This window comes from Bifidobacterium actinocoloniiforme DSM 22766, from assembly GCF_001263395.1.
Taxonomy (GTDB): domain Bacteria; phylum Actinomycetota; class Actinomycetes; order Actinomycetales; family Bifidobacteriaceae; genus Bombiscardovia; species Bombiscardovia actinocoloniiformis.
Genome location: NZ_CP011786.1, coordinates 1689618 through 1708053 on the forward strand (window position 1 = coordinate 1689618; position 18436 = coordinate 1708053).

Consider the following 18436-nt stretch of genomic DNA (forward strand, 5'->3'; position numbering starts at 1 on the left):
CTCAGCGAGCCAGGCCACCCTCACGCGGACGGGCGGCATAGGAATGAACCCAAGCACAAGCAATGAAGGAGCAGACCGCATGGTCCCACCGATTTCGATACCCCGTCAACCGCTCAAACTGATTGACCGGGTCTCAGCCATCAATTGGAACCGCCTGGAGGACGAGAAGGACCTGGAGGTCTGGGACAGGCTGACAGGCAACTTCTGGCTACCGGAGAAGGTGCCCGTCTCGAACGACATCCCCTCCTGGCAGGCCATGAGCGAGGAGGAGCACACGCTGACCATGCGCGTGTTCACCGGGCTCACCCTGCTCGACACCATCCAGGGCACCGTGGGCGCGGTCTCGCTGATCCCGGACGCCCTGACCCCCCACGAGGAGGCCGTCTACACCAACATCTCCTTCATGGAGTCGGTGCACGCCAAATCCTACTCCTCGATTTTCTCCACCCTGTCGAACACGCCTGAGATAGACGCCGCCTTCGACTGGTCGGAGCATAACAAGTTCCTGCAGAAGAAAGCGCAGATCGTGCTGGACTACTACGAGGGCGACAACCCCTTGAAGCGGAAGGTCGCCTCCACCCTGCTGGAGTCCTTCCTCTTCTACTCGGGCTTCTACCTGCCCATGTACTTCTCCAGCCACGCCAAGTTGACCAATACCGCTGACCTGATCCGCCTGATCATCCGCGACGAGGCTGTGCACGGCTACTACATCGGCTACAAGTACCAGAAAGGCCTGGCGAAGGTCTCCGAGAGCGAACGCCAGTCCATGAGCGATTACACCTACGACCTCTTGAACGACCTGTACGACAACGAGGTGGAGTACACCGAATCCCTGTACTCGGGTGTCGGTTTGGTGGACGATGTCAAGAAGTTCCTGCGCTACAACGGCAACAAGGCCCTGATGAACCTGGGCTATCCCGCCCTCTTCCCCTCGGACACCACCGATGTGAACCCGGCCATCATCGCCTCGCTGAGCCCCAACGCGGACGAGAACCACGATTTCTTCTCCGGTTCCGGCTCTTCGTATGTGATGGGCAAGGCCGTCGAGACCGACGACGACGACTGGGACTTCTAGCGCGACTCGCCGCGCGGTCCGCCCAGGGCCGTGTTTTTCGCGACACGGCTCAGAGCGAACTTGCGCGGCGGGGGAAAACGTGGCAATATAAGCAAGTTGCTGTGCGGAGCTTATGTTACGCGCAGTAAGGCGGATTTCCCAAGCGGTCAAAGGGAGCTGACTGTAAATCAGCCGCGTAATGCTTCAGTGGTTCGAATCCACTATCCGCCACGCCTCGGTAGCTCAGTGGCAGAGCACTTCCTTGGTAAGGAAGAGGTCGTGAGTCCGATTCTCACCCGAGGCTCTCTGGCGGGGTAGCTCAGCTGGCTAGAGCGTACGACTCATAATCGTAAGGTCAAGAGTTCGAGTCTCTTCCTCGCTACGAACGCAGACAGAAGTCTGCGTACACGACTATAGAGGGTGAACCATGGCAAAAGCCGCAGATATTCGTCCTGGCATTACGCTGGCGTGCACCGTGTGCAAGGAACGTAACTACATCACGACGAAGAACCGTCGTAACACTCCCGACCGCCTTGAGCTCAAGAAGTTCTGCCCCCGTTGCGGTAAGCATACTCTTCACCGTGAGACCCGCTGAAAGCGGTCCCTACCACCAGCCCGTACTGGTATGGTCTTGAAAGCCCGGCTTTGTGCCGGGCTTTCCTTGTATTCGGAGGGTTTCGCGGGACGGGCCCCGACCAGGGAGGAGGCTAGACTGGCTCCTATGCCAGATGCCACGTCCAAGCCCACCGCCACGCCCACCTTCGCGGATTTGACCACGATTGGCGTGGGCGGGGCTATCGCCTCCTTCGCGAGCCCCCGGGACCGCGTGGGCATGATCGAAGCTGTGGAGGGCGCCGACTCGCGCGGATTGCCCCTGTGCGTGATTGGCGGCGGCTCCAACCTCTTGGCTGCGGACGAGCCCTTCGAAGGCTTGGTCGTGCGAGACGCGCGCCAGGAGATCCACATTCTGGACGAAGCCGCCCCGGTCGAGTCGGCCGAGCGCACGGTCCATGTGGGTGCCACGGCTGGGACCAACTGGGACGACCTGGTGGCCTACTGCTTGCGGATGGGCCTGTCGGGCATCGAGGGGCTCTCGGGCATCCCAGGCACTGTCGGAGCTTCGGTCGTGCAGAACATCGGCGCTTACGGGCAAGAGGCCGCTGACTCAGTTGAGAGCGTCGAGGTGTGGGATCGGCAGGATAAGGCCATTCGCACGTTTGGCGCGGACCAAATGGAGTTCGGCTACCGGGATTCTTTGTTGAAGTCTTCCATGTACCGGGCCCCGGGCCGGCCCGACGGCAGCTTTTTCCCCACCCCCCGTTACGTGGTGTTGTCGGTCACGCTGGTCCTGAGCCACAGCGAGCAGGGCCGGGTGGACTCCGACCAGTTGGCTCGGGCCTTGGGGGTCGAGGTCGGCGCTTCGATGCCGGCCGCCCGTATTCGCGAGGCCGTGCTGGACATCCGCGCCCGCAAGGGGATGCTTGAGGATCCGGGCCGCTACACGAATCCCTGGATGAGGGGTTGCCGGGAGTCGTCCAACCTGGCCTCGGCCATCGGGGCCTTGTCCGAGCGGCAGATGGAAGCCGGGGAAACAACCGGCGGTGGGCCGAGCGATCTCCTGCTCGACCGGCATTCCTGCGGATCCTTCTTCACCAACCCAATCCTGCCTGCGGATCAAGCCGCCCGCCTGCCTGAGGAGGCCCCGCGCTTCCCGGCGCCCGCCACAGCGGGGGAGGGCGCGGTCAAGACCTCCGCAGCCTGGCTGATTGACCATGCCGGCTTCCATAAAGGTTACGGCCTTCCCGGCTCACGAGCCGCGCTGTCCAGCGCGCACACCCTGGCCCTGACCAACAGGGGCGGAGCGAGCGCCGTCGAATTGGCCGAACTCGCCCATTCCATCCAGGCCGGCGTGCTCGCCGCCTACGGTGTCGCTCTTGTCCCCGAGCCGGTCTTGGTGGGCCTGCGTCTGGACTAGCGGACGGCGTCATCCGCGCCGCTCCCACAAGTGTTAAAGGGAAAGACAATTTAAAAACAGTTGTGAGCTACGCCACATTTTTCCTCTGAATAGACTGAGGCCATACCAAGTAAAGAACCGCTCAGAGATGAACGGCCAGTAGGCTTTGGGGAGGATTAGCATGGATATGCAAGGATGCATTGGCTCGGTGGCGGGTGCCAAGTTCATTGACCTTGGGGCCGTTGCCAAGCAGACTGGTGCTGATGTGGATAGGATGCCATACACAATGCGCATCCTGCTGGAAAACGTGGTGCGCAAAGCCCAAGGCGATGTGGATGACGAGAACGTACGTCGGGTGCTGGACTGGAAGCGTCATATAGGGGAGGCCGTCTCCTTCTATCCTGCGAGGGTGATTCTGCAGGACTACACGGGAGTCCCCTGCGTGGTCGATTTGGCCTCGATGCGTGACGCCGCCATGCGGATGGGCATTGACCCGAAAGCCGTCAACCCCGAGATTCCCGTGGACCTGGTCATAGACCACTCGGTCCAGGTGGATGAGGCCGGCAATCCGGGAGCGATGGCGTTCAACGTCAAGCGTGAGTATGAGCGCAACGCGGAGCGCTATAAGCTGCTGAAATGGGCGCAGAAGTCGTTTTCCAACTTCCGCGCCATTCCGCCCGACACGGGCATCATCCACCAGATCAACATCGAGCACCTGTCGCCGGTGGTGCAGTACGACGACCAGCTCGGCATGCTCTACCCGGACACCGTCTTCGGGACGGATTCCCACACCACCATGATCAATGGCCTGGCCGTGCTGGGTTGGGGCGTAGGCGGCCTTGAGGCGGAAGCCTGCATGTTGGGCGCCCCATCCATCTTCTCGGTGCCTGAGGTGGTGGGTGTGCGGCTCACGGGCAGCCTGCCCTCCGGCACGGTAGCCACCGACATGACCCTCGCCATCACCAACCTGCTGCGCCAGCATAATGTGGTCGGCAAGTTCGTGGAGTACTTCGGGCCCGGCTATCAGCAGTTGGGCGTGGCTGACCGCGCCACCCTGGCCAACATGGCGCCCGAGTATGGCTCGACCTGCGGGTATTCGCCTTTCGACCAGGAGTCGATCAAGTACATGGAGCTCACTGGCCGCAGCGCCGAAAGCGTGGACCGGGCCGCGTCCTACATGCGCGCCAACCACTTGTTCTACGATCCGCAGGCGGCCGACCAGGTGGACTACAGCGAGGTGATTGAGTTCGACCTGTCCACGGTGACCACCTCCTTGGCTGGTCCTAAGCGGCCGCAGGATCTGATAGCCCTGCCGGATATGAGCCGGGATTTCGCGCAGGAAGTGACCGCTCCGCTGGGCAACCACGGATTCGGCATGGATGAGGCCGCGCTCGACCAGAGCGTCGACGTGGACATCGACGGGCGCGAAGAGACGATACGGGCCGGGGATGTCATGATCGCCGCCCTCACCTCCTGCACCAACACTTCCAACCCTACGGTGCTCATCGGGGCTGGGCTGCTGGCCAAGAAAGCCGTGGAGAAAGGGCTCACCGTCTCGCCCAAGGTCAAGACCTCCTTCGCGCCGGGCTCCCAGGCCGTGACGCGCTATATGGAAGCCACTGGACTCATGCCCTACCTGGACAAGCTTGGCTTTGAGATAGTGGCGTATGGCTGCACGACCTGCATCGGCAACTCCGGCCCCCTCCATCCCTCGATCGAGCGGGCCCTCAAAGAGAGCGGCATAGCCACGGCAGCCGTGCTGAGCGGCAACCGCAACTTCGAAAGCCGTATCCACCCGCTGATCAAGGGCAATTACCTGGCCTCCCCCATACTGGTCGTCGCTTACGCGCTGGCCGGGAACATGCGGGTGAATCTGAGCGAGGAACCATTGGGGCAGGACCAGGAAGGCCGGCCGGTGTTCCTCAAGGACATCTGGCCTTCAAGCGAGGAGATTGACGACTACGTCCGTCGTTACGTCACCTCCGAGTCCTACCGGGACGCCTACAGGAACATCTTCGACGGTCGTCGGGAGTGGGACCAGCTGCAGGTGGAGGAATCAGAGACCTTCGCCTGGGACCCTAAGTCCACGTATGTGGCCAATCCGCCCTACTTCGACCAGCAGATCGCTGGAGTCTCCAGCAAGCCGGACCTGACTGGGCTCACCGTTCTGGCGAAGCTGGGCGATTCGGTGACCACCGACCATATCTCCCCGGCCGGGGTCATCCCCAGCCTCTCGCCCGCGGGCCAATACTTGCGCGAGCATGGCGTGCAGGTGCGGGATTTCAACTCCTATGGCTCCCGACGCGGCAACCACAAGGTGATGATGCGTGGAACCCTGGCTAACACCCAGTTGCATAATCAGCTGGCTGACGGCAAGCAGGGAGGGTACACCAAGTACCTCCCCACCGGTGAGGTCCTGCCCATATTCGACGCCTGCGAGCGATACCGGCAGGATGGCACCGGGCTGATGATCGTGGCGGGCAAGGATTACGGGATGGGTTCCTCCCGTGACTGGGCCGCCAAGGGGGTCAAGCTCCTGGGGGTCAAGGCGGTCCTGGCCGAGTCTTTCGAGCGCATCCACCGGTCCAATCTGGCCATGATGGGCGTGGTCCCCCTGCAGTTCCAGCCGGGGGAGAATGCGCAGACCCTGGGGCTGGACGGCACTGAGAGTTTCGACGTGAGGCTCCCGGAACGGCCAGAGCCGCGCCAGCTCGTCGATGTGGTCATCCACGGGGAGCATGGCAAGGAGAAGGTCATCCAGGCCGTCATGCGGTTGGACTCGCAGGCTGAGATTTCCTACCTGGGTGTCGGCGGGATTCTCAATAAGGTGCTTGAAAGCAAGCGATAACACGCAGTCACATGGTTCGTTGGCCGGGACGTTGCGGTCCCGGCCGCGGCGGGCCGTACTCATAAAGCGGAGAGTTCCCGATCCGCATGGTTGCCCGTTTTCGGACTTCCTCTGGCAGGGGAGCCTAGTAGGTCGAAAGAGCGCGGGCGGTATTCGTACAAGGAGAGAACGATTATGTTAATTACCGTTATTTTCGCCCTGTTGCCCATCTTGGTGGCGATAATGTTGGGCATGTTCGCCGCGAAGCGCGGGCACTTCAGTGATAAAGACAGCAGTATGCTCATCAAGTTCGTGATGACCTATGCGCTGCCTATGCACGTGTTCGGCGGCATCTGGAAGACTCCAAGGAAGCTCATCATAGAGGACATCCCGCTGGCTCTGTGGATGCTTGGCAGCATGTTCGTGTGCTTCATCGTGCTGACGGTCATCTACGTCATGGTGCTCAAGGCCGACAGGGCTGTATCCACCCTGCGCGCCCTTTCGGTGGCGGACCCATCCATTCCTTTCATCGGCTCGGCGGTCCTCCCGCTGCTGTTCAGCGCCAGCGAAAGCGCCATCGTCATCGGCATCGCCAGCCTGATCATCAACGTGATTCTCTTGCCCTTCGTGTTCACCGCTCTGGCGGACAAGGAAGATACGAACGCGCCGAAGATCAACATCGGTCAGCGCTTGAAGAAGTCCCTGACCAAGCCGCTGGTCATCGCCGCCTTCCTGGGTTTCGCGCTCGCCTTGGCCGGGCTGCAGATGCCCAAGCAGCTTGACAGCACCTTCACGGTCCTAGGTAAGACCGCAGGGGGCGTGGCCATGTTCGCTACGGGCATCGTCCTGGTGACACGCAAGATCTCCTTCAACAAGAATGTCTTCATCACCGTGTTCCTCAAGAACCTGGCCTTCCCGCTCGTCATCTGGGGCCTGATGGCCGCCACTGGGATGCCCGGGGATCTCACCCGCATCGTCGTGGTCACCATGTCGATTCCCACCGCGACCATGCCCACGAACCTGGCCATCGAGTACCAGATCAATGAGTCGGAAATGGCCTCCACCCAGTTCTTGAGCACTATTCTTTCCTTCATCACGCTGAGCGCGGCCATGTTGCTGTTGAGCTAGCCCGCCTATGAGGGATAAGAACGACCAAACCCGATCCATGAACGCGCGGTAGGTAGAAACGAGGAAGCAATGGGCAATGAGCAAGAGATATTTGAGATGCATGAACGCCATCGGGGGGTTCTTGGTATCGAAGCGGAATATGACGTGCGCGGCAAGGAGGAACTTGGCAAGCTCTATACGCCTGGCGTGGCGCTGATTTCCCGGGCCATCGCCAAGGATCCCGAACTGCGGCACCGCTACACGATGAGCGGCAAGCTGGTGGCTCTGATTACGGATGGTTCGGCTGTGCTTGGTTTGGGAGACATTGGCCCGTCCGCCGGCCTGCCCGTCGTGGAAGGCAAGGCCCTGCTCTACAAGGACATGGCCGGGGTCGACGCCCTGCCCATGGCCATTGCCCAGCTGCCCGTGGACGAGTTCGTCGATACGGTCGCCAATATCGCTGACAGTTTCGCGGGCATCCACCTGGAGGACATCGCGGCACCCCGCTGTTTTGAGATTGAGGACAAGCTCGCCCGCCGTCTGGATATCCCGGTCTACCACGATGACCAGGAAGGCACTGCGATCGTGGTGCTCGCGGCCCTGATGAACGCGGCCAAGGTGGTGGGCAAGGAGTTCTCCCAGCTCAAGCTGGTCATCAACGGCGCCGGCGCTTCGGGCATCGCGACCGCCAAGCTCCTGCACGCGGCGGGCCTGAGCCGTATACTCCTGGTCGACAAGGAGGGGTTGGTGACGGCGCAAGATGAGGGATACAACCCCTACCAGCGCGCGGAGGCCGACAATCCCGATGGTCTGCCCGCGCGCTCGCCGTTGAGCGAGGTCATCGAGGGATGCGACGCTTTCATCGGGCTGTCCGTAGCCGACGCGCTGACCCCAGAGGATATCGGTCGTATGAACCAGCGCCCCATCGTCTTCGCCCTGTCGAATCCTAAGCCCGAGATCGACCCCCAGCTGTTGGGGGGCACGGATACGGCCGTCTTCGCCACAGGTTCCAGCCAGTACCCCAACCAGGTCAATAACGTGTTGGCCTATCCGGGTTTGTTCAAGGGCCTCTTGCGGGCCGGCGTCAAACGGGTCAGCCTGGACTTGGAGGTGGCCGCCGCCCGCAGTCTCGCCCAGCTCGTGGCCCAACCGAGGGCGGACAAGGTGATACCGGGGGTCTTCGACCCGGGTGTGGTGGACGCGGTCTGCGCGGCGGTGGAGAATTTTGCCAGGGAACATACGATTCGCACGAAGGAGCAAGCAGAGTGAATATCAATCACGACGCATCGGCGGGCAGTTTGGAGTCCTGTGACATCATCGTCACGCTCCTGCCGGCCCAGGAAGGTATTTCCATCGACTTGGAAAGCAGCGTCAAGGACCAGTTTGGGGTCCGGATTGAGGAGGAGATCCGTCGGACCCTGGACAGGCTGGGTGTCACCGCGGCCCAGGTCCGGGCTCAGGACCAGGGGGCGCTGGATTGCACGATCAAGGCCCGCACTATTGCGGCCGTCTACCGCGCCGCCGACCGGCAGGATGTGGATTGGGAGGAGATTAACTCATGGATAGACTGAGACGCACGATGATGTTCGTGCCGGGCTCCAATGCAGCTATGCTGCGCGACTGCACGCTGTACGGCGCGGATTCCATCATGTTCGACCTGGAGGACGCAGTCTCGCTCAGCCAGAAGGACACGGCCAGGCTTCTGGTGTATTCGGCGCTGAAGACCTTTGACTACGGCGGCGTGGAGACTGTTGCCCGGATCAATTCCCTTGAGGCCGGGGGAGCCCAGGATGTGGAGGCTATGGTCCTGGGCGGCATCGACGTGATTCGACTGCCCAAGACCGAGACCGCCCAAGACATCCGCGACGTGGATGAGATCATTACCGCCGTGGAGCGCAAGTACGGCATCGAGCCTGGCAGGACCCGTATGATGGCCGCCATCGAGGGGGCTGCTGGTGTGCTGAACAGCCGCGAGATAGCCCACGCCTCACCGCGCATGATGGCCATAGCCTTGGGCGCCGAGGATTATGTGACTTCTCAGAAGACTTACCGCTATCCTGATGGGGCTGAACTGTTCTTCGCCCGCAACTTCATCCTTCACGCTGCACGTGAGGCCGGCATCGCCGCGATTGACACGGTTTTCAGTGACATCGACGATGAAGAAGGGCTTGTCCGGGAGACCAAACTGATCAAGCAGTTGGGATTTGACGGCAAATCTGTCATCAACCCTAGGCAGATTCCTGTCATTGACGGGATTTTTGCGCCCTCACCCGAGCAGGTGGCCAAGGCGCGGGGCATTGTCGAGGGGCTTAAAGAGGCCGAATCCCGGGGTTCCGGGGTCGTGGCGGTCAATGGTCAGATGGTTGATAAGCCGGTGGTGGAGCGGGCCCAGCGCACGCTGGCTCTGGCCCAGGCTTCAGGAATGAAGGTGGAATAATGACGCGCAATGCACTGAACAGGGAAATTCCCGAGCCCTACTCCTCCTCCTGCGGGGTGTACGAGGGGCAGTTCGCGCACATCAATGATTACCACCGGGCCGCTCCTGGGGTCCATCCCCGTAAGCCTGGCGATTCCAAGCTCCTGGATTCCATCCATGAGGCGATTGTGCGCACCGGTCTCAAGGACGGGATGACCATCTCCTTCCACCACCACTTCCGCGAGGGCGACCGCGTGATGAACCTGGTCATGGAGGAGATAGACCGGATGGGCATCAAGAACCTCTCGATCGCCCCTTCCTCCATCGCCAACGTGCACGAGCCCCTGATCGACTACATCAAGCGGGGGGTGGTGACCTCAATCACCTCCTCAGGATTGCGGGATAAGCTGGGCGCCGCCATCTCCCACGGCATCATGGACGAGCCGGTGATCATCCGCTCCCACGGTGGCCGCGCCCGGGCCATCGTTTCCGGCGAGATCCATATCGACGTGGCGTTCATCGGTGCCCCCTCCTGCGACGAGTACGGCAACATCAACGGCACTGAAGGCAAGGCCACCTGCGGTTCATTGGGTTACGCCAAAATCGACGCCAAGTACGCCGACCAGGTGGTGGCCATCACCGACAGCCTGGTTCCCTATCCCAACACGCCGATCTCCATCCCTCAGACGGATGTGGATTATGTGGTCCAGGTGGATTCCATCGGAGACCCCGCCGGCATCGCCAAAGGCGCCACCCGCCTGACCAAGAACCCCAAGGAGCTCCTGATCGCCGAGTACGCGGCCAAGGTCATCACCGCCTCCAAGTACTTCCGACCGGGGTTCTCCTTCCAGACCGGCACCGGCGGCGCGTCTCTGGCGGTCAGCCGCTACCTGCGCCAGGCCATGAAGGAGAGGGACGTCCATGCCAGCTTCGCCTTGGGCGGCATCACCAACTCCATGGTCGAGATGATGGAGGAGGGGTTGGTGGATAAGATTCTGGATGTCCAGGACTTCGACCACCCCAGCGCTCTCTCTCTGGCCAGGAACCCCCAGCATTATGAGATAGACGCGGAGATGTACGCCAGCGCCCTGTCCAAGGGGGCGGCCATCAACCAGCTGGACATCGCCATCCTGTCCGCTTTGGAAGTCGACACCGACTTCAACGTGAACGTGCTGACAGGTTCGGATGGTGTGATCCGCGGGGCCTCCGGCGGCCATTGCGATACCGCTGCGGCCTGCAAGATGAGCATGATCGTGGCCCCACTGGTCCGCGGTCGCATCCCCACGGTGGTCGACCGGGTCAACACGGTGGTCACCCCCGGTGATTCGGTGGATGTGGTCGTCACCGAGTATGGCGTCGCCATCAATCCCGCTCGTCCCGATTTGCAGGATATGGCCAAGCGCCTGGACGTGCCGTGCCTGACCATTCAGGAGCTGCGCGACAAGGCCTATTCCATCACGGGCCGGCCCGACCCCATCCGCTATGGCGACAAAGTGGTGGCTGTGGTCGAGTATCGTGATGGCAGCTTCATTGACGCGGTGCGGCAGGTGGGTGAGTCCGCAACTTGCTAGGGTGGGGGATACCCCCCAAACGCCTGGAACGAGGTGGGTCATGGAGGTAATCAAAGGCGTGCATCTGGATGCCACCGGCGCTCTCACCGATGACGTGGCCGAGGCCATCAAGAGTAACGTGGACATCAACAAGCACAGTACGGTTCGAGAGAACCTCTATGAAGCGCTGCGCAAGGCTGTCATCCAGGGAGATATAGAGGATGGCGCCTGGATCAGCGAATCCTGGTTGGCCCAGGAGCTCAACGTTTCCCGCACGCCGGTGCGGTACGCCTTGAACCGCCTGGCGGACGAAGGGCTCCTGGTCTCCCGTCCCAGGATGGGGGTCATCGTCAAGGGCGTCAGCGCTGATGACGTCCGCGAGGTGTTCGACATCCGCGAGCGTCTGGAGGCTCTGGCCACCCGCACCGCGATGCGCCGCATGGATTCCAGCCAGTTTCAGGAGCTCAGGACCTTACTCGGGCACACCGAGCATTGTTACGAGCGAGGTCAGTTCGATCAGGCCATAGATTGCATAGGCGAGTTCGACCGCTTCATCTATCGGGCGAGTGAGCTGCCTCGGCTGGCGGATATAGTCCTTGAGCTTGAGGACTATCTGCGCCATTTCCGCCTGCTGGCGCTCTCCCGAACCGAGCGGCTGAGTCAGGCCATCCAGGAGCACCGGCGCATCTACGAGGCCATGTCCGCCGGCGACGAGCGCCAGGTCAACGACGCGGTCAGCGATCACTTGGCGCATTCCGAGCGGTACCTGCTCTCCCTCATGCAGGCTAGGCGCACCGCCGCACGACCGGGGGAGGCGCACCAATGACGCTTCCGCAACGCATGTGGCTGGATCTCGATCCTGTCTCGGAAACCGCCTGGAGGCGGCTGCTGACCCAGTCGGGTCTTCATCCCGACCTGCAGGTGGACTACACGGTTGGCGTGTTCGAGGGGGGGCGGCTGGTCGCCACTGGCTCACTCCTGGGAAATATCATCAAGGAAGTGGCCGTATCTCCCCAGTCTCAGGGCGGTAACCTGCTCTCGTCAGTGGTGCAGGCGCTCCTGGACCGGCTGGCTGAACAGGGCTTGACTCATAGTTTCGTCTATACCAAACCGGAAACCGCCGGGTTTTTCCGCTCTTTGGGATTCCGCCAAGTCGCTGGCACCGACAAGGCCGTGCTGTTGGAACAGGGGTACCCCAATATCCAGGATTACCTGCGCTCTCTGGACGAGCGCCGGCTGCCGGGGTCCGATGCGGCGGCCATCGTGATGAAAGCGGATCCGCCCACACTAGGCCACGCTTACCTGATCGAACGGGCCGCTCATGCCAACGACGCCCTCTATGTGTTCGTCCTCTCTTCCCGGGACACGCTCCTGCCTGCCCAAGAGAGGATGCGTCTAGTGTCACGCATGTGCCGCGACCGGCCGGGAGTGAGCGTACTGCCCACTGGTGATTATCTGGTCTCGGCGGCCACTTTCCCTAGCTATTTCCTCAAAGACAAAGCTCGCGGGGAAGTGGCCCGGGAGCAAGCCCGGCTCGACGCCACCATCTTTCGCGATCTCATAGCGCCCGCGCTTTCCATTTCCCACCGGTACGTAGGCCAGGAGCCATACAGCGCGGTCACGGCCTTGTATAACGAAGAGCTTGGGCGTGTGCTCCAGGGCAGCCCCGAGCTGGTCGTGCTGCCGCGGCTGGCTGTGGGCGGCGTCCCGGTCAGCGCCAGTCAGGCACGGCAGGCCCTTGCCGACGGCAATCGCGACAAGTTGCAGTCCCTGGTCTGCCCCGGGCTTGCGGATGAGATATGGCGCTGCGCCAGACCCGGACAAGATGGGAAGGAGGCGGACGATGCTAAGAACGCGTAATCTGGATGGCCCACAGGTGGATTTGGGGCAAATGCTGGCCGCTAGGGACGCTGGCGTTGCCAAGGAGCGCGAGCTCTTGCGGGCCCACCCGGGTTCCGTTCTCATTCATATGAGTATGCGTATACCTGGTCCGGTCAAGACAGGCGCTAGGGTCGAAGCCGTATTTGATCAGGCCGAAGCCTTTCTAGCGCGAAGTCAGGCGGACAGGCTCCTGGATGAGCGAGTGAACCACCTGCCGACGGGTCCAGTGGCCTATATGGTCGTGCGTGGCGACTTGAAATCACTCAAAACCGAGATGCTGACTTTCGAGAATGAGCACGACTTGTGCGATTTGCTTGATGTCGACGTGATGGAATTGGAACATGATGGACTGGTCCAGCTGTCCCGCCGCGATCTGGGCTTGGGACCGCGGGCATGTCTGATTTGCGGCGGCGATGCCAAAGTCTGCTCGCGCTCGCGTAGGCATGGCTTGGAGCGGGTGCTTCAAGTGGTTGAGGCCATCGTGGATGAGGGCTGGAAGTGAGACGTTCGTTTCGGCGCGGTTTCAATCCGCGATGGATCAAATTCAGGAGGCGTGGATGGACCCTGTAGCGGCGATGGTCGCCAAGAACATGCTGCCGTCCAGGGAGCGGACCATAGGTGAGACCATATACCAGGCCTTGCGCCGAACCATCGTCCTTGGCGAGATTCCCCGGGGTTGTCGGATTAATGAGAAGATCATGGCCGAAGCCCTGAACATCTCGCGAACCCCTATCCGGCATGCGGTGGAGCGCCTGGACCAAGAGGGCCTGGTGGAGAGGCGCAGCGGTGTGGGAGTCGTCGTCAGGGGCATCTCCATTAAGGATGCCCATGAGATCTTTCAGATTCGTCAGGAGCTCGATTCGTTGGCCACCGTTCGCGCCATGGATCTGATGGGCCCGACCCAGTTCGTTGAGCTTAAGGCCGCGCTTGAGCAGACGGACCGATTGGACGCTGCTGGCAAGGTGGTGGAAGTGACCCGTAAATTCACCGAGTTCAACGATTTCATCTACGATGCCAGCAAAATGCCACGCCTTAAAATCATCATCAACCGCCTCAAAAACTATCTGGTGTATTTCCGGGATATCAGTGTCAACGGCGACGACCGGCGGCAGCTGGCCATCAAGGAGCATTGGCTCATATACCAGGGCATGGCTGCTGGGGACCACGAGCAGGTGGAGCGGATAGTCCACACCCACCTGGATCATTCGCTCGATTTTATTCTCAAGGTCATGAGGTCAAGGAACATTGCGTAGCCAACTACCCGAGATAGCGCGACTCGCCTCCCAAGCCTTGGTCTCGGAGGTTATGCTGGCTCCAAAGCCGGGCTTGGTGGACCCCATCTCCAATGGAGCGCACTCCGACATGGATGTGGATACGTTCCTGGCCAGCGTCGGGGCGCTCGCCCCCTTTTTCCCCGAATATCTCGAATTGGGCCGACGGTCCACCGGCGAGCAAGATCTCTACCATCAGCTCAGGCGGACCGGCCGTCAGGCGGAGGCGAGCATGCTGAGCGTCACCGGAGGTGTTAACACGCATAAGGGGGCCAACTTCTCCTTGGGTTTCCTATTGGGCGCCCTGGGCAGGCTCTTGGCTTCCGCCTCCCTGTCCCAGCTGGCGGCGGCGGACTTCGCTCCGCTTTTTCCCCTGGTTTCCCGCCTGGCCGCCGCTTCCATGGAAGAACTGACCGGCCTCGACCAGCAAGACGGTTTGAGCCACGGGCAGGAGGTTTATTTGCGCGATGGGGCGGCGGGCGTGCGTGGCGAAGCCTGCGCTGGGTATCCAATGTTGCGTCTAGTGGTCCTGCCGTATCTGCGCTCCAGTCCCGAGTACGCAGACACGCGTTACTTGCGCCTCATGACGCTGCTCATGTCTGGCTTGGAAGACGCCAACCTGCTTCATCGGGGCGGCCGTCCGGGACTCGTATTCGTCCAAACCAACGCCCGCGCCCTTCAAACATTACCCGCCACCTGCCTGGCTCAAGCCCTCCGGGACTTTGACCGGGAATTGATTGAGCGACATTTGAGCCCGGGTGGCAGCGCGGACTATCTGTCGCTGGCATATTTTTTTGACGGGCTTATTGAATTAGCCGACTGCTGACCGCCGCCGTTCCTTCGGTCCAGCGCCCCGCGTTTTCGGCTCCCTGCCCTATGATAGAGGTCTGATCATCCCCCAAGGTACGAGACGAGGTAGTTTTTCCCATGCATGTGTTCAGGACCAAAACCGTCGAGCAGACCTTGGCCGAGACCGGTGAGGAGGGGCGCACGCTCAAACGCACCCTGTCCACTTGGGACCTCGCTGTCATGGGGGTGGCGGTCGCGGTCGGCGCGGGCATCTTCTCGGTGGGTGCCCAAGCGGCGGCCTTCCATGCGGGCCCTGCGGTCATTCTCAGCTTCATCATCGCCGGCGTGGTCTGCGGGGCGGCGGTCATGTGCTACGCCGAATTCGCCTCGATGATCCCGGTCTCCGGTTCGGCTTACACCTTCACCTACACGACGATTGGCGAGATCGTGGCCTGGGTGATTGGCTGGGATTTAATCCTGGAGATGATGATGGCCGCCTCGGTCATCTCCAAGTACTGGGGTGTCTACCTGAACGACTTCATCCACCTGATGGGCGGGCAGGGGTTCTCGACCACGGTCGCGTTCGGCGGCTTCCACGTGGACCTGGCGCCCCTGTTCGTCGTCGGTCTCTTCACCGTCCTGCTGATTCTGGGCACCAAGATGTCGGCCCGCTTCGACGGCGCGCTGACCATCCTCAAGATCGGCATCGTCCTGTTCGTCATCATTGTCGGCTTCTTCTACATCAAGGCAGAGAACTACCACCCCTTCATCCCGCCTGAGCAGCCGGCTTCGTCAATCAAGGGCCTGGAGGTCACTTCGACCATGGCCGAGCCCCTCTGGCAGTGGGTCACCGGAATGAGCCCCACAGCCTACGGCGTCCCCGGCATCCTCTCGGGCGCGGCCCTGGTCTTCTTCGCCTTCATCGGCTTCGATGTGGTGGCCACCACCTCCGAGGAGGCCAAGGACCCGCGCAGGACCGTCCCGCGCGGCATCTTCCTGGGTATGGTCATGGTCATCATCCTCTACGTCCTGGTTGCCATCGTCACCACCGGCATGGTCTCCTACAAGGACCTGGCCAAGTCTCCCTCGCCCTCCCTTGCCACGGGCTTCGAGCTGGTGGGCGCCAGCTGGGCGGCCAAGCTGATCTCATTCGGCATCGTCGTGGGGCTGACCACCGTGGTCATGGTCCTCCTGCTGGGGCTGACCAGGATCGTTTTCGCCCTCAGCCGTGACGGTCTGCTGCCGCGCGGCCTGAGCCAGACCGGCCGCTTTGGCACCCCCTCCCGGATCCAGCTGATGGCCGGCATCCTGGTCGCTGTCGTGGCCTGCTTCTTCAATATCGACGTCTTGTCCGACATGGTGAACATCGGCACGCTCTCCGCCTTCATGCTGGTGGCCCTGTCCGTCCCGATCATGCGCCGTAAGCGCCCTGACCTGCCGCGCTCTTTCAAGATGCCCGGCAACCCGGTCATCCCGATTCTGATCTCCTTGGCCTGCCTGTGGCTCATGCTCAACCTGACCGTGCTCACCTGGATCCGCTTCATGATTTGGCTGCTGATCGGTTTCGCCATCTACTTCAGCTACTCCTACCGGCACTCCCGCTTAGGCGAGGAGCTCCTCAGCGACACCATCTCCGCTGAGGCGCTCAAAGGCCTGAACTGAGCGCCCGGACGGTCCTCGGGACTGGTTAGTCTGGCACTACTTAGGATGAGGAGGGACTCATGACGTATGTGATTGCGCAGCCGTGTGTGGATGTGAAGGATAAGGCTTGCGTGGATGAGTGCCCGGTGGATTGCATCTACGAGGGTCCGCGTGACCTGTACATCAATCCTGACGAGTGCGTGGATTGCGGGGCGTGCGAGCCGGTGTGCCCGGTGGAGGCGATCTTCTACGAGGACGACCTGCCCGAGGATTGGGCCTGGTACAAGGACGCGGCCGTCGACTTCTTCAACCAGGTCGGCAACGCGGGCGGCGCCCAGGCCCACGGCCCCTACGACCACGACCACCCCCAAGTCGCAGCCCTGCCACCGCAAGGTCAGTGACGCCGCGATAGTGGTCTTCTCAAGCAGCCCGGCCCGCTTCACGCGCGCCGGGCTGCGCCTGTTCTCACGGGTCCTTTGGGGGGCTCTTCGGATTTCCGCGACCGGGGGGAGGGTCGGCGCTCACAGCCCGAACTTTACGGCTCCCTGTCCGTAGCGGCCGCGAATCGAATCCAAGGCCCGCTCGGCCGTCGCCAACTGGGCCCGCCTCAGGCTCTCTGTTTCGCCCTCCTCCTCTTGCAGGACTTCATCCAGCGAAGGTTGCACCGGAGTCTCCTCGGCCTTGCTCAGCGAGGAGGCGGACACACCCGCCAGGCGGATCAGCCGGGGCAGTTCGCCGCTGGCCACCTGCTCCTCGGTCATGTTCAGCATGGTCTGAAGCAGTCGCATTGCCTCGGGGTGGATGGCTGAGGCAGCGTGGAGGGGCACACGGGAAGTATGGGATTTCGTCATGTATTTCAGGTCGTCGAAGCGCAGTTTGACTGTGATGGTCCGGGCCAGGAGCCCTCGCTTCCGCAGGGATGAGGCCACCTCGTCACTGCATTGGCGCAGGAGGTCCGAGACCGCCTTGAGCGAAGCCGTGTCCTCCAGGAAGGTGCGCTCAGCCCCAATCGACTTTTCTGGGGTGTAGGGGGTCACCACCCGCTTGTCCATCCCCTGTGAGGCCAGAGCCAGCGTATGGGCGCTGATGCGCGAGCCGGTGGCTTGGACCAGCTCGGCCTCGGAGCTCCGGCTGAGGGCGGCCACATCCTCGATTCCCCAGTCTTTGAGCCGTTTCTCCAGGGCTTGGCCGATGCCGGGGATGGCGCGCAGGGGCATGAGTTGGATGAACTCGGCCTGACGGGCGCGTGGGATCAGCAGCATCCCGTCGGGTTTGGCGTTGGTCGAGGCCATCTTGGCGATTAACTTGTTGGAGGCCACACCCACCGAACAGGTCACATGGAAGAGGGCGGCCACTCGCTGCCTTATCCAGCGCGCGATGTTGGTCGGACGCCCCCAGCGGCGCAAGGCCGCGGACACATCCATGTAGCATTCGTCCACCGAAACTTGCTCCACCTGGTCGGTCACCCGGGCGAAGACCTGGCTGAAGATGCTCCGGGAGACGGCTCGGTAGTAACTCATGTCAACCGGTAGGAAGATTCCGTTCGGACATAGGTGGCGGGCGCGAGCCACCGGCATGGCCGAATTGATGCCGTAGGGGCGGGCCTCGTAGGACGCGGCGGAGACCACTGAGCGCGGGCCGGTTCCTACGATCAGCGGCAGCCCTTTGAATTCGGGGTGACGGGCGACTTCGCAGGAGGCGTAGAAAGCATCCATATCGATATGGAGCACAGTGCAGCCGGTCTCGTCGCCGCCCCAGTCGCGCTTAGCGGCAGCCAGTCTCGGTGCAGTGCTCATGCCTCCATCCTATCCTCCGCCTGCGCCCCAGCATATCCGCCCCTTGCCTGGTGGGAGAAAGCCCCTGCCACGCTTGCCGGCAGTAAGGGAAACCGGACGCTACGGCGCGTCTGACCGCCCTAGGTGATAGTCTTGTTTGTTGTGGTCTTA

17 protein-coding genes and 3 tRNA genes are annotated in these 18436 nt (G+C 61.9%); 19 read left to right on the forward strand and 1 reads right to left on the reverse strand.

Annotation, left to right across the window (positions count from 1 at the left end; all coding sequences use genetic code 11):
- The first annotated feature begins 79 nt into the window (after positions 1-79).
- From nrdF to fdxA, 19 genes are all read left to right on the forward strand, one after another.
- The gene (nrdF, locus tag AB656_RS06830; RefSeq protein WP_033504302.1) at positions 80-1075 is read left to right on the forward strand and encodes a class 1b ribonucleoside-diphosphate reductase subunit beta; all 996 of its coding nucleotides are present in this window, start codon (positions 80-82) and stop codon (positions 1073-1075) included.
- A gap of 128 nt (positions 1076-1203) precedes the next feature.
- A tRNA-Tyr gene (locus AB656_RS06835) sits at positions 1204-1285 on the forward strand.
- 1 nt (position 1286) lies between these two features.
- Positions 1287-1358 (forward strand) — tRNA-Thr (locus AB656_RS06840).
- A 4-nt stretch (positions 1359-1362) separates the two neighbouring features.
- A tRNA-Met gene (locus tag AB656_RS06845) sits at positions 1363-1436 on the forward strand.
- A gap of 45 nt (positions 1437-1481) precedes the next feature.
- Complete coding sequence (gene rpmG / locus AB656_RS07720) at positions 1482-1649, forward strand: 50S ribosomal protein L33 (protein ID WP_015022386.1); 168 nt, start codon at positions 1482-1484, stop codon at positions 1647-1649.
- Positions 1650-1775: 126 nt separating this feature from the next.
- Positions 1776-3029, forward strand: coding sequence for an FAD-binding protein (locus AB656_RS06850; protein WP_051905484.1), 1254 nt, complete (start codon positions 1776-1778; stop codon positions 3027-3029).
- 166 nt (positions 3030-3195) lie between these two features.
- Complete coding sequence (gene acnA / locus AB656_RS06855) at positions 3196-5856, forward strand: aconitate hydratase AcnA (RefSeq protein ID WP_201777327.1); 2661 nt, start codon at positions 3196-3198, stop codon at positions 5854-5856.
- Positions 5857-6030: 174 nt separating this feature from the next.
- On the forward strand, positions 6031-6963 hold the full coding sequence (locus AB656_RS06860) for an AEC family transporter (RefSeq protein WP_033504305.1): 933 nt from the start codon (positions 6031-6033) through the stop codon (positions 6961-6963).
- A 69-nt stretch (positions 6964-7032) separates the two neighbouring features.
- On the forward strand, positions 7033-8211 hold the full coding sequence (locus AB656_RS06865) for an NAD(P)-dependent malic enzyme (protein WP_033504306.1): 1179 nt from the start codon (positions 7033-7035) through the stop codon (positions 8209-8211).
- Complete coding sequence (citD, locus tag AB656_RS06870) at positions 8208-8513, forward strand: citrate lyase acyl carrier protein (RefSeq protein ID WP_033504391.1); 306 nt, start codon at positions 8208-8210, stop codon at positions 8511-8513. The genes AB656_RS06865 and citD overlap by 4 nt, the downstream gene beginning before the upstream one ends.
- Complete coding sequence (locus AB656_RS06875; protein WP_033504307.1) at positions 8501-9379, forward strand: aldolase/citrate lyase family protein; 879 nt, start codon at positions 8501-8503, stop codon at positions 9377-9379. The genes citD and AB656_RS06875 overlap by 13 nt, the downstream gene beginning before the upstream one ends.
- On the forward strand, positions 9379-10929 hold the full coding sequence (gene citF, locus AB656_RS06880) for a citrate lyase subunit alpha (RefSeq protein ID WP_033504308.1): 1551 nt from the start codon (positions 9379-9381) through the stop codon (positions 10927-10929). Before AB656_RS06875 ends, citF begins: the two co-directional genes overlap by 1 nt.
- Positions 10930-10969: 40 nt before the next feature.
- Complete coding sequence (locus AB656_RS07880) at positions 10970-11734, forward strand: GntR family transcriptional regulator (protein WP_051905485.1); 765 nt, start codon at positions 10970-10972, stop codon at positions 11732-11734.
- A complete protein-coding gene (locus AB656_RS06890) occupies positions 11731-12768 on the forward strand; it encodes a [citrate (pro-3S)-lyase] ligase (RefSeq protein ID WP_051905486.1) in 1038 nt (345 codons plus the stop codon). Before AB656_RS07880 ends, AB656_RS06890 begins: the two co-directional genes overlap by 4 nt.
- Entirely contained in the window at positions 12752-13291 is a 540-nt protein-coding gene (gene citX / locus AB656_RS06895) for a citrate lyase holo-[acyl-carrier protein] synthase (RefSeq protein ID WP_033504309.1), read from the forward strand. Before AB656_RS06890 ends, citX begins: the two co-directional genes overlap by 17 nt.
- Before the next feature lie 55 nt (positions 13292-13346).
- On the forward strand, positions 13347-14042 hold the full coding sequence (locus AB656_RS06900) for a GntR family transcriptional regulator (RefSeq protein ID WP_033504310.1): 696 nt from the start codon (positions 13347-13349) through the stop codon (positions 14040-14042).
- On the forward strand, positions 14035-14886 hold the full coding sequence (locus AB656_RS06905) for a triphosphoribosyl-dephospho-CoA synthase (protein ID WP_033504312.1): 852 nt from the start codon (positions 14035-14037) through the stop codon (positions 14884-14886). Before AB656_RS06900 ends, AB656_RS06905 begins: the two co-directional genes overlap by 8 nt.
- A 101-nt stretch (positions 14887-14987) precedes the next feature.
- Positions 14988-16511: an APC family permease gene (locus AB656_RS06910; protein ID WP_033504314.1), complete on the forward strand. Its 1524-nt coding sequence runs from the start codon at positions 14988-14990 to the stop codon at positions 16509-16511.
- Positions 16512-16570: 59 nt separating this feature from the next.
- The gene (gene fdxA, locus AB656_RS06915; RefSeq protein ID WP_033504315.1) at positions 16571-16891 is read left to right on the forward strand and encodes a ferredoxin; all 321 of its coding nucleotides are present in this window, start codon (positions 16571-16573) and stop codon (positions 16889-16891) included.
- A gap of 120 nt (positions 16892-17011) precedes the next feature.
- Here fdxA and dinB read toward each other — a convergent pair whose 3' ends face one another.
- Entirely contained in the window at positions 17012-18286 is a 1275-nt protein-coding gene (gene dinB, locus AB656_RS06920) for a DNA polymerase IV (protein WP_033504316.1), read from the reverse strand.
- Positions 18287-18436: the final 150 nt, after the last annotated feature.

Coding starts and splice junctions, on each gene's coding strand:
- nrdF (WP_033504302.1), top strand. CDS start 80: ATGGTCCCACCGATTTCGATACCCCGTCAACCGCTCAAACTGATTGAC.
- rpmG (WP_015022386.1), top strand. CDS start 1,482: ATGGCAAAAGCCGCAGATATTCGTCCTGGCATTACGCTGGCGTGCACC.
- AB656_RS06850 (WP_051905484.1), top strand. CDS start 1,776: ATGCCAGATGCCACGTCCAAGCCCACCGCCACGCCCACCTTCGCGGAT.
- acnA (WP_201777327.1), top strand. CDS start 3,196: ATGCAAGGATGCATTGGCTCGGTGGCGGGTGCCAAGTTCATTGACCTT.
- AB656_RS06860 (WP_033504305.1), top strand. CDS start 6,031: ATGTTAATTACCGTTATTTTCGCCCTGTTGCCCATCTTGGTGGCGATA.
- AB656_RS06865 (WP_033504306.1), top strand. CDS start 7,033: ATGGGCAATGAGCAAGAGATATTTGAGATGCATGAACGCCATCGGGGG.
- AB656_RS06875 (WP_033504307.1), top strand. CDS start 8,501: ATGGATAGACTGAGACGCACGATGATGTTCGTGCCGGGCTCCAATGCA.
- citF (WP_033504308.1), top strand. CDS start 9,379: ATGACGCGCAATGCACTGAACAGGGAAATTCCCGAGCCCTACTCCTCC.
- AB656_RS07880 (WP_051905485.1), top strand. CDS start 10,970: ATGGAGGTAATCAAAGGCGTGCATCTGGATGCCACCGGCGCTCTCACC.
- AB656_RS06890 (WP_051905486.1), top strand. CDS start 11,731: ATGACGCTTCCGCAACGCATGTGGCTGGATCTCGATCCTGTCTCGGAA.
- citX (WP_033504309.1), top strand. CDS start 12,752: ATGCTAAGAACGCGTAATCTGGATGGCCCACAGGTGGATTTGGGGCAA.
- AB656_RS06900 (WP_033504310.1), top strand. CDS start 13,347: ATGGACCCTGTAGCGGCGATGGTCGCCAAGAACATGCTGCCGTCCAGG.
- AB656_RS06910 (WP_033504314.1), top strand. CDS start 14,988: ATGCATGTGTTCAGGACCAAAACCGTCGAGCAGACCTTGGCCGAGACC.
- fdxA (WP_033504315.1), top strand. CDS start 16,571: ATGACGTATGTGATTGCGCAGCCGTGTGTGGATGTGAAGGATAAGGCT.
- dinB (WP_033504316.1), bottom strand. CDS start 18,286: ATGAGCACTGCACCGAGACTGGCTGCCGCTAAGCGCGACTGGGGCGGC.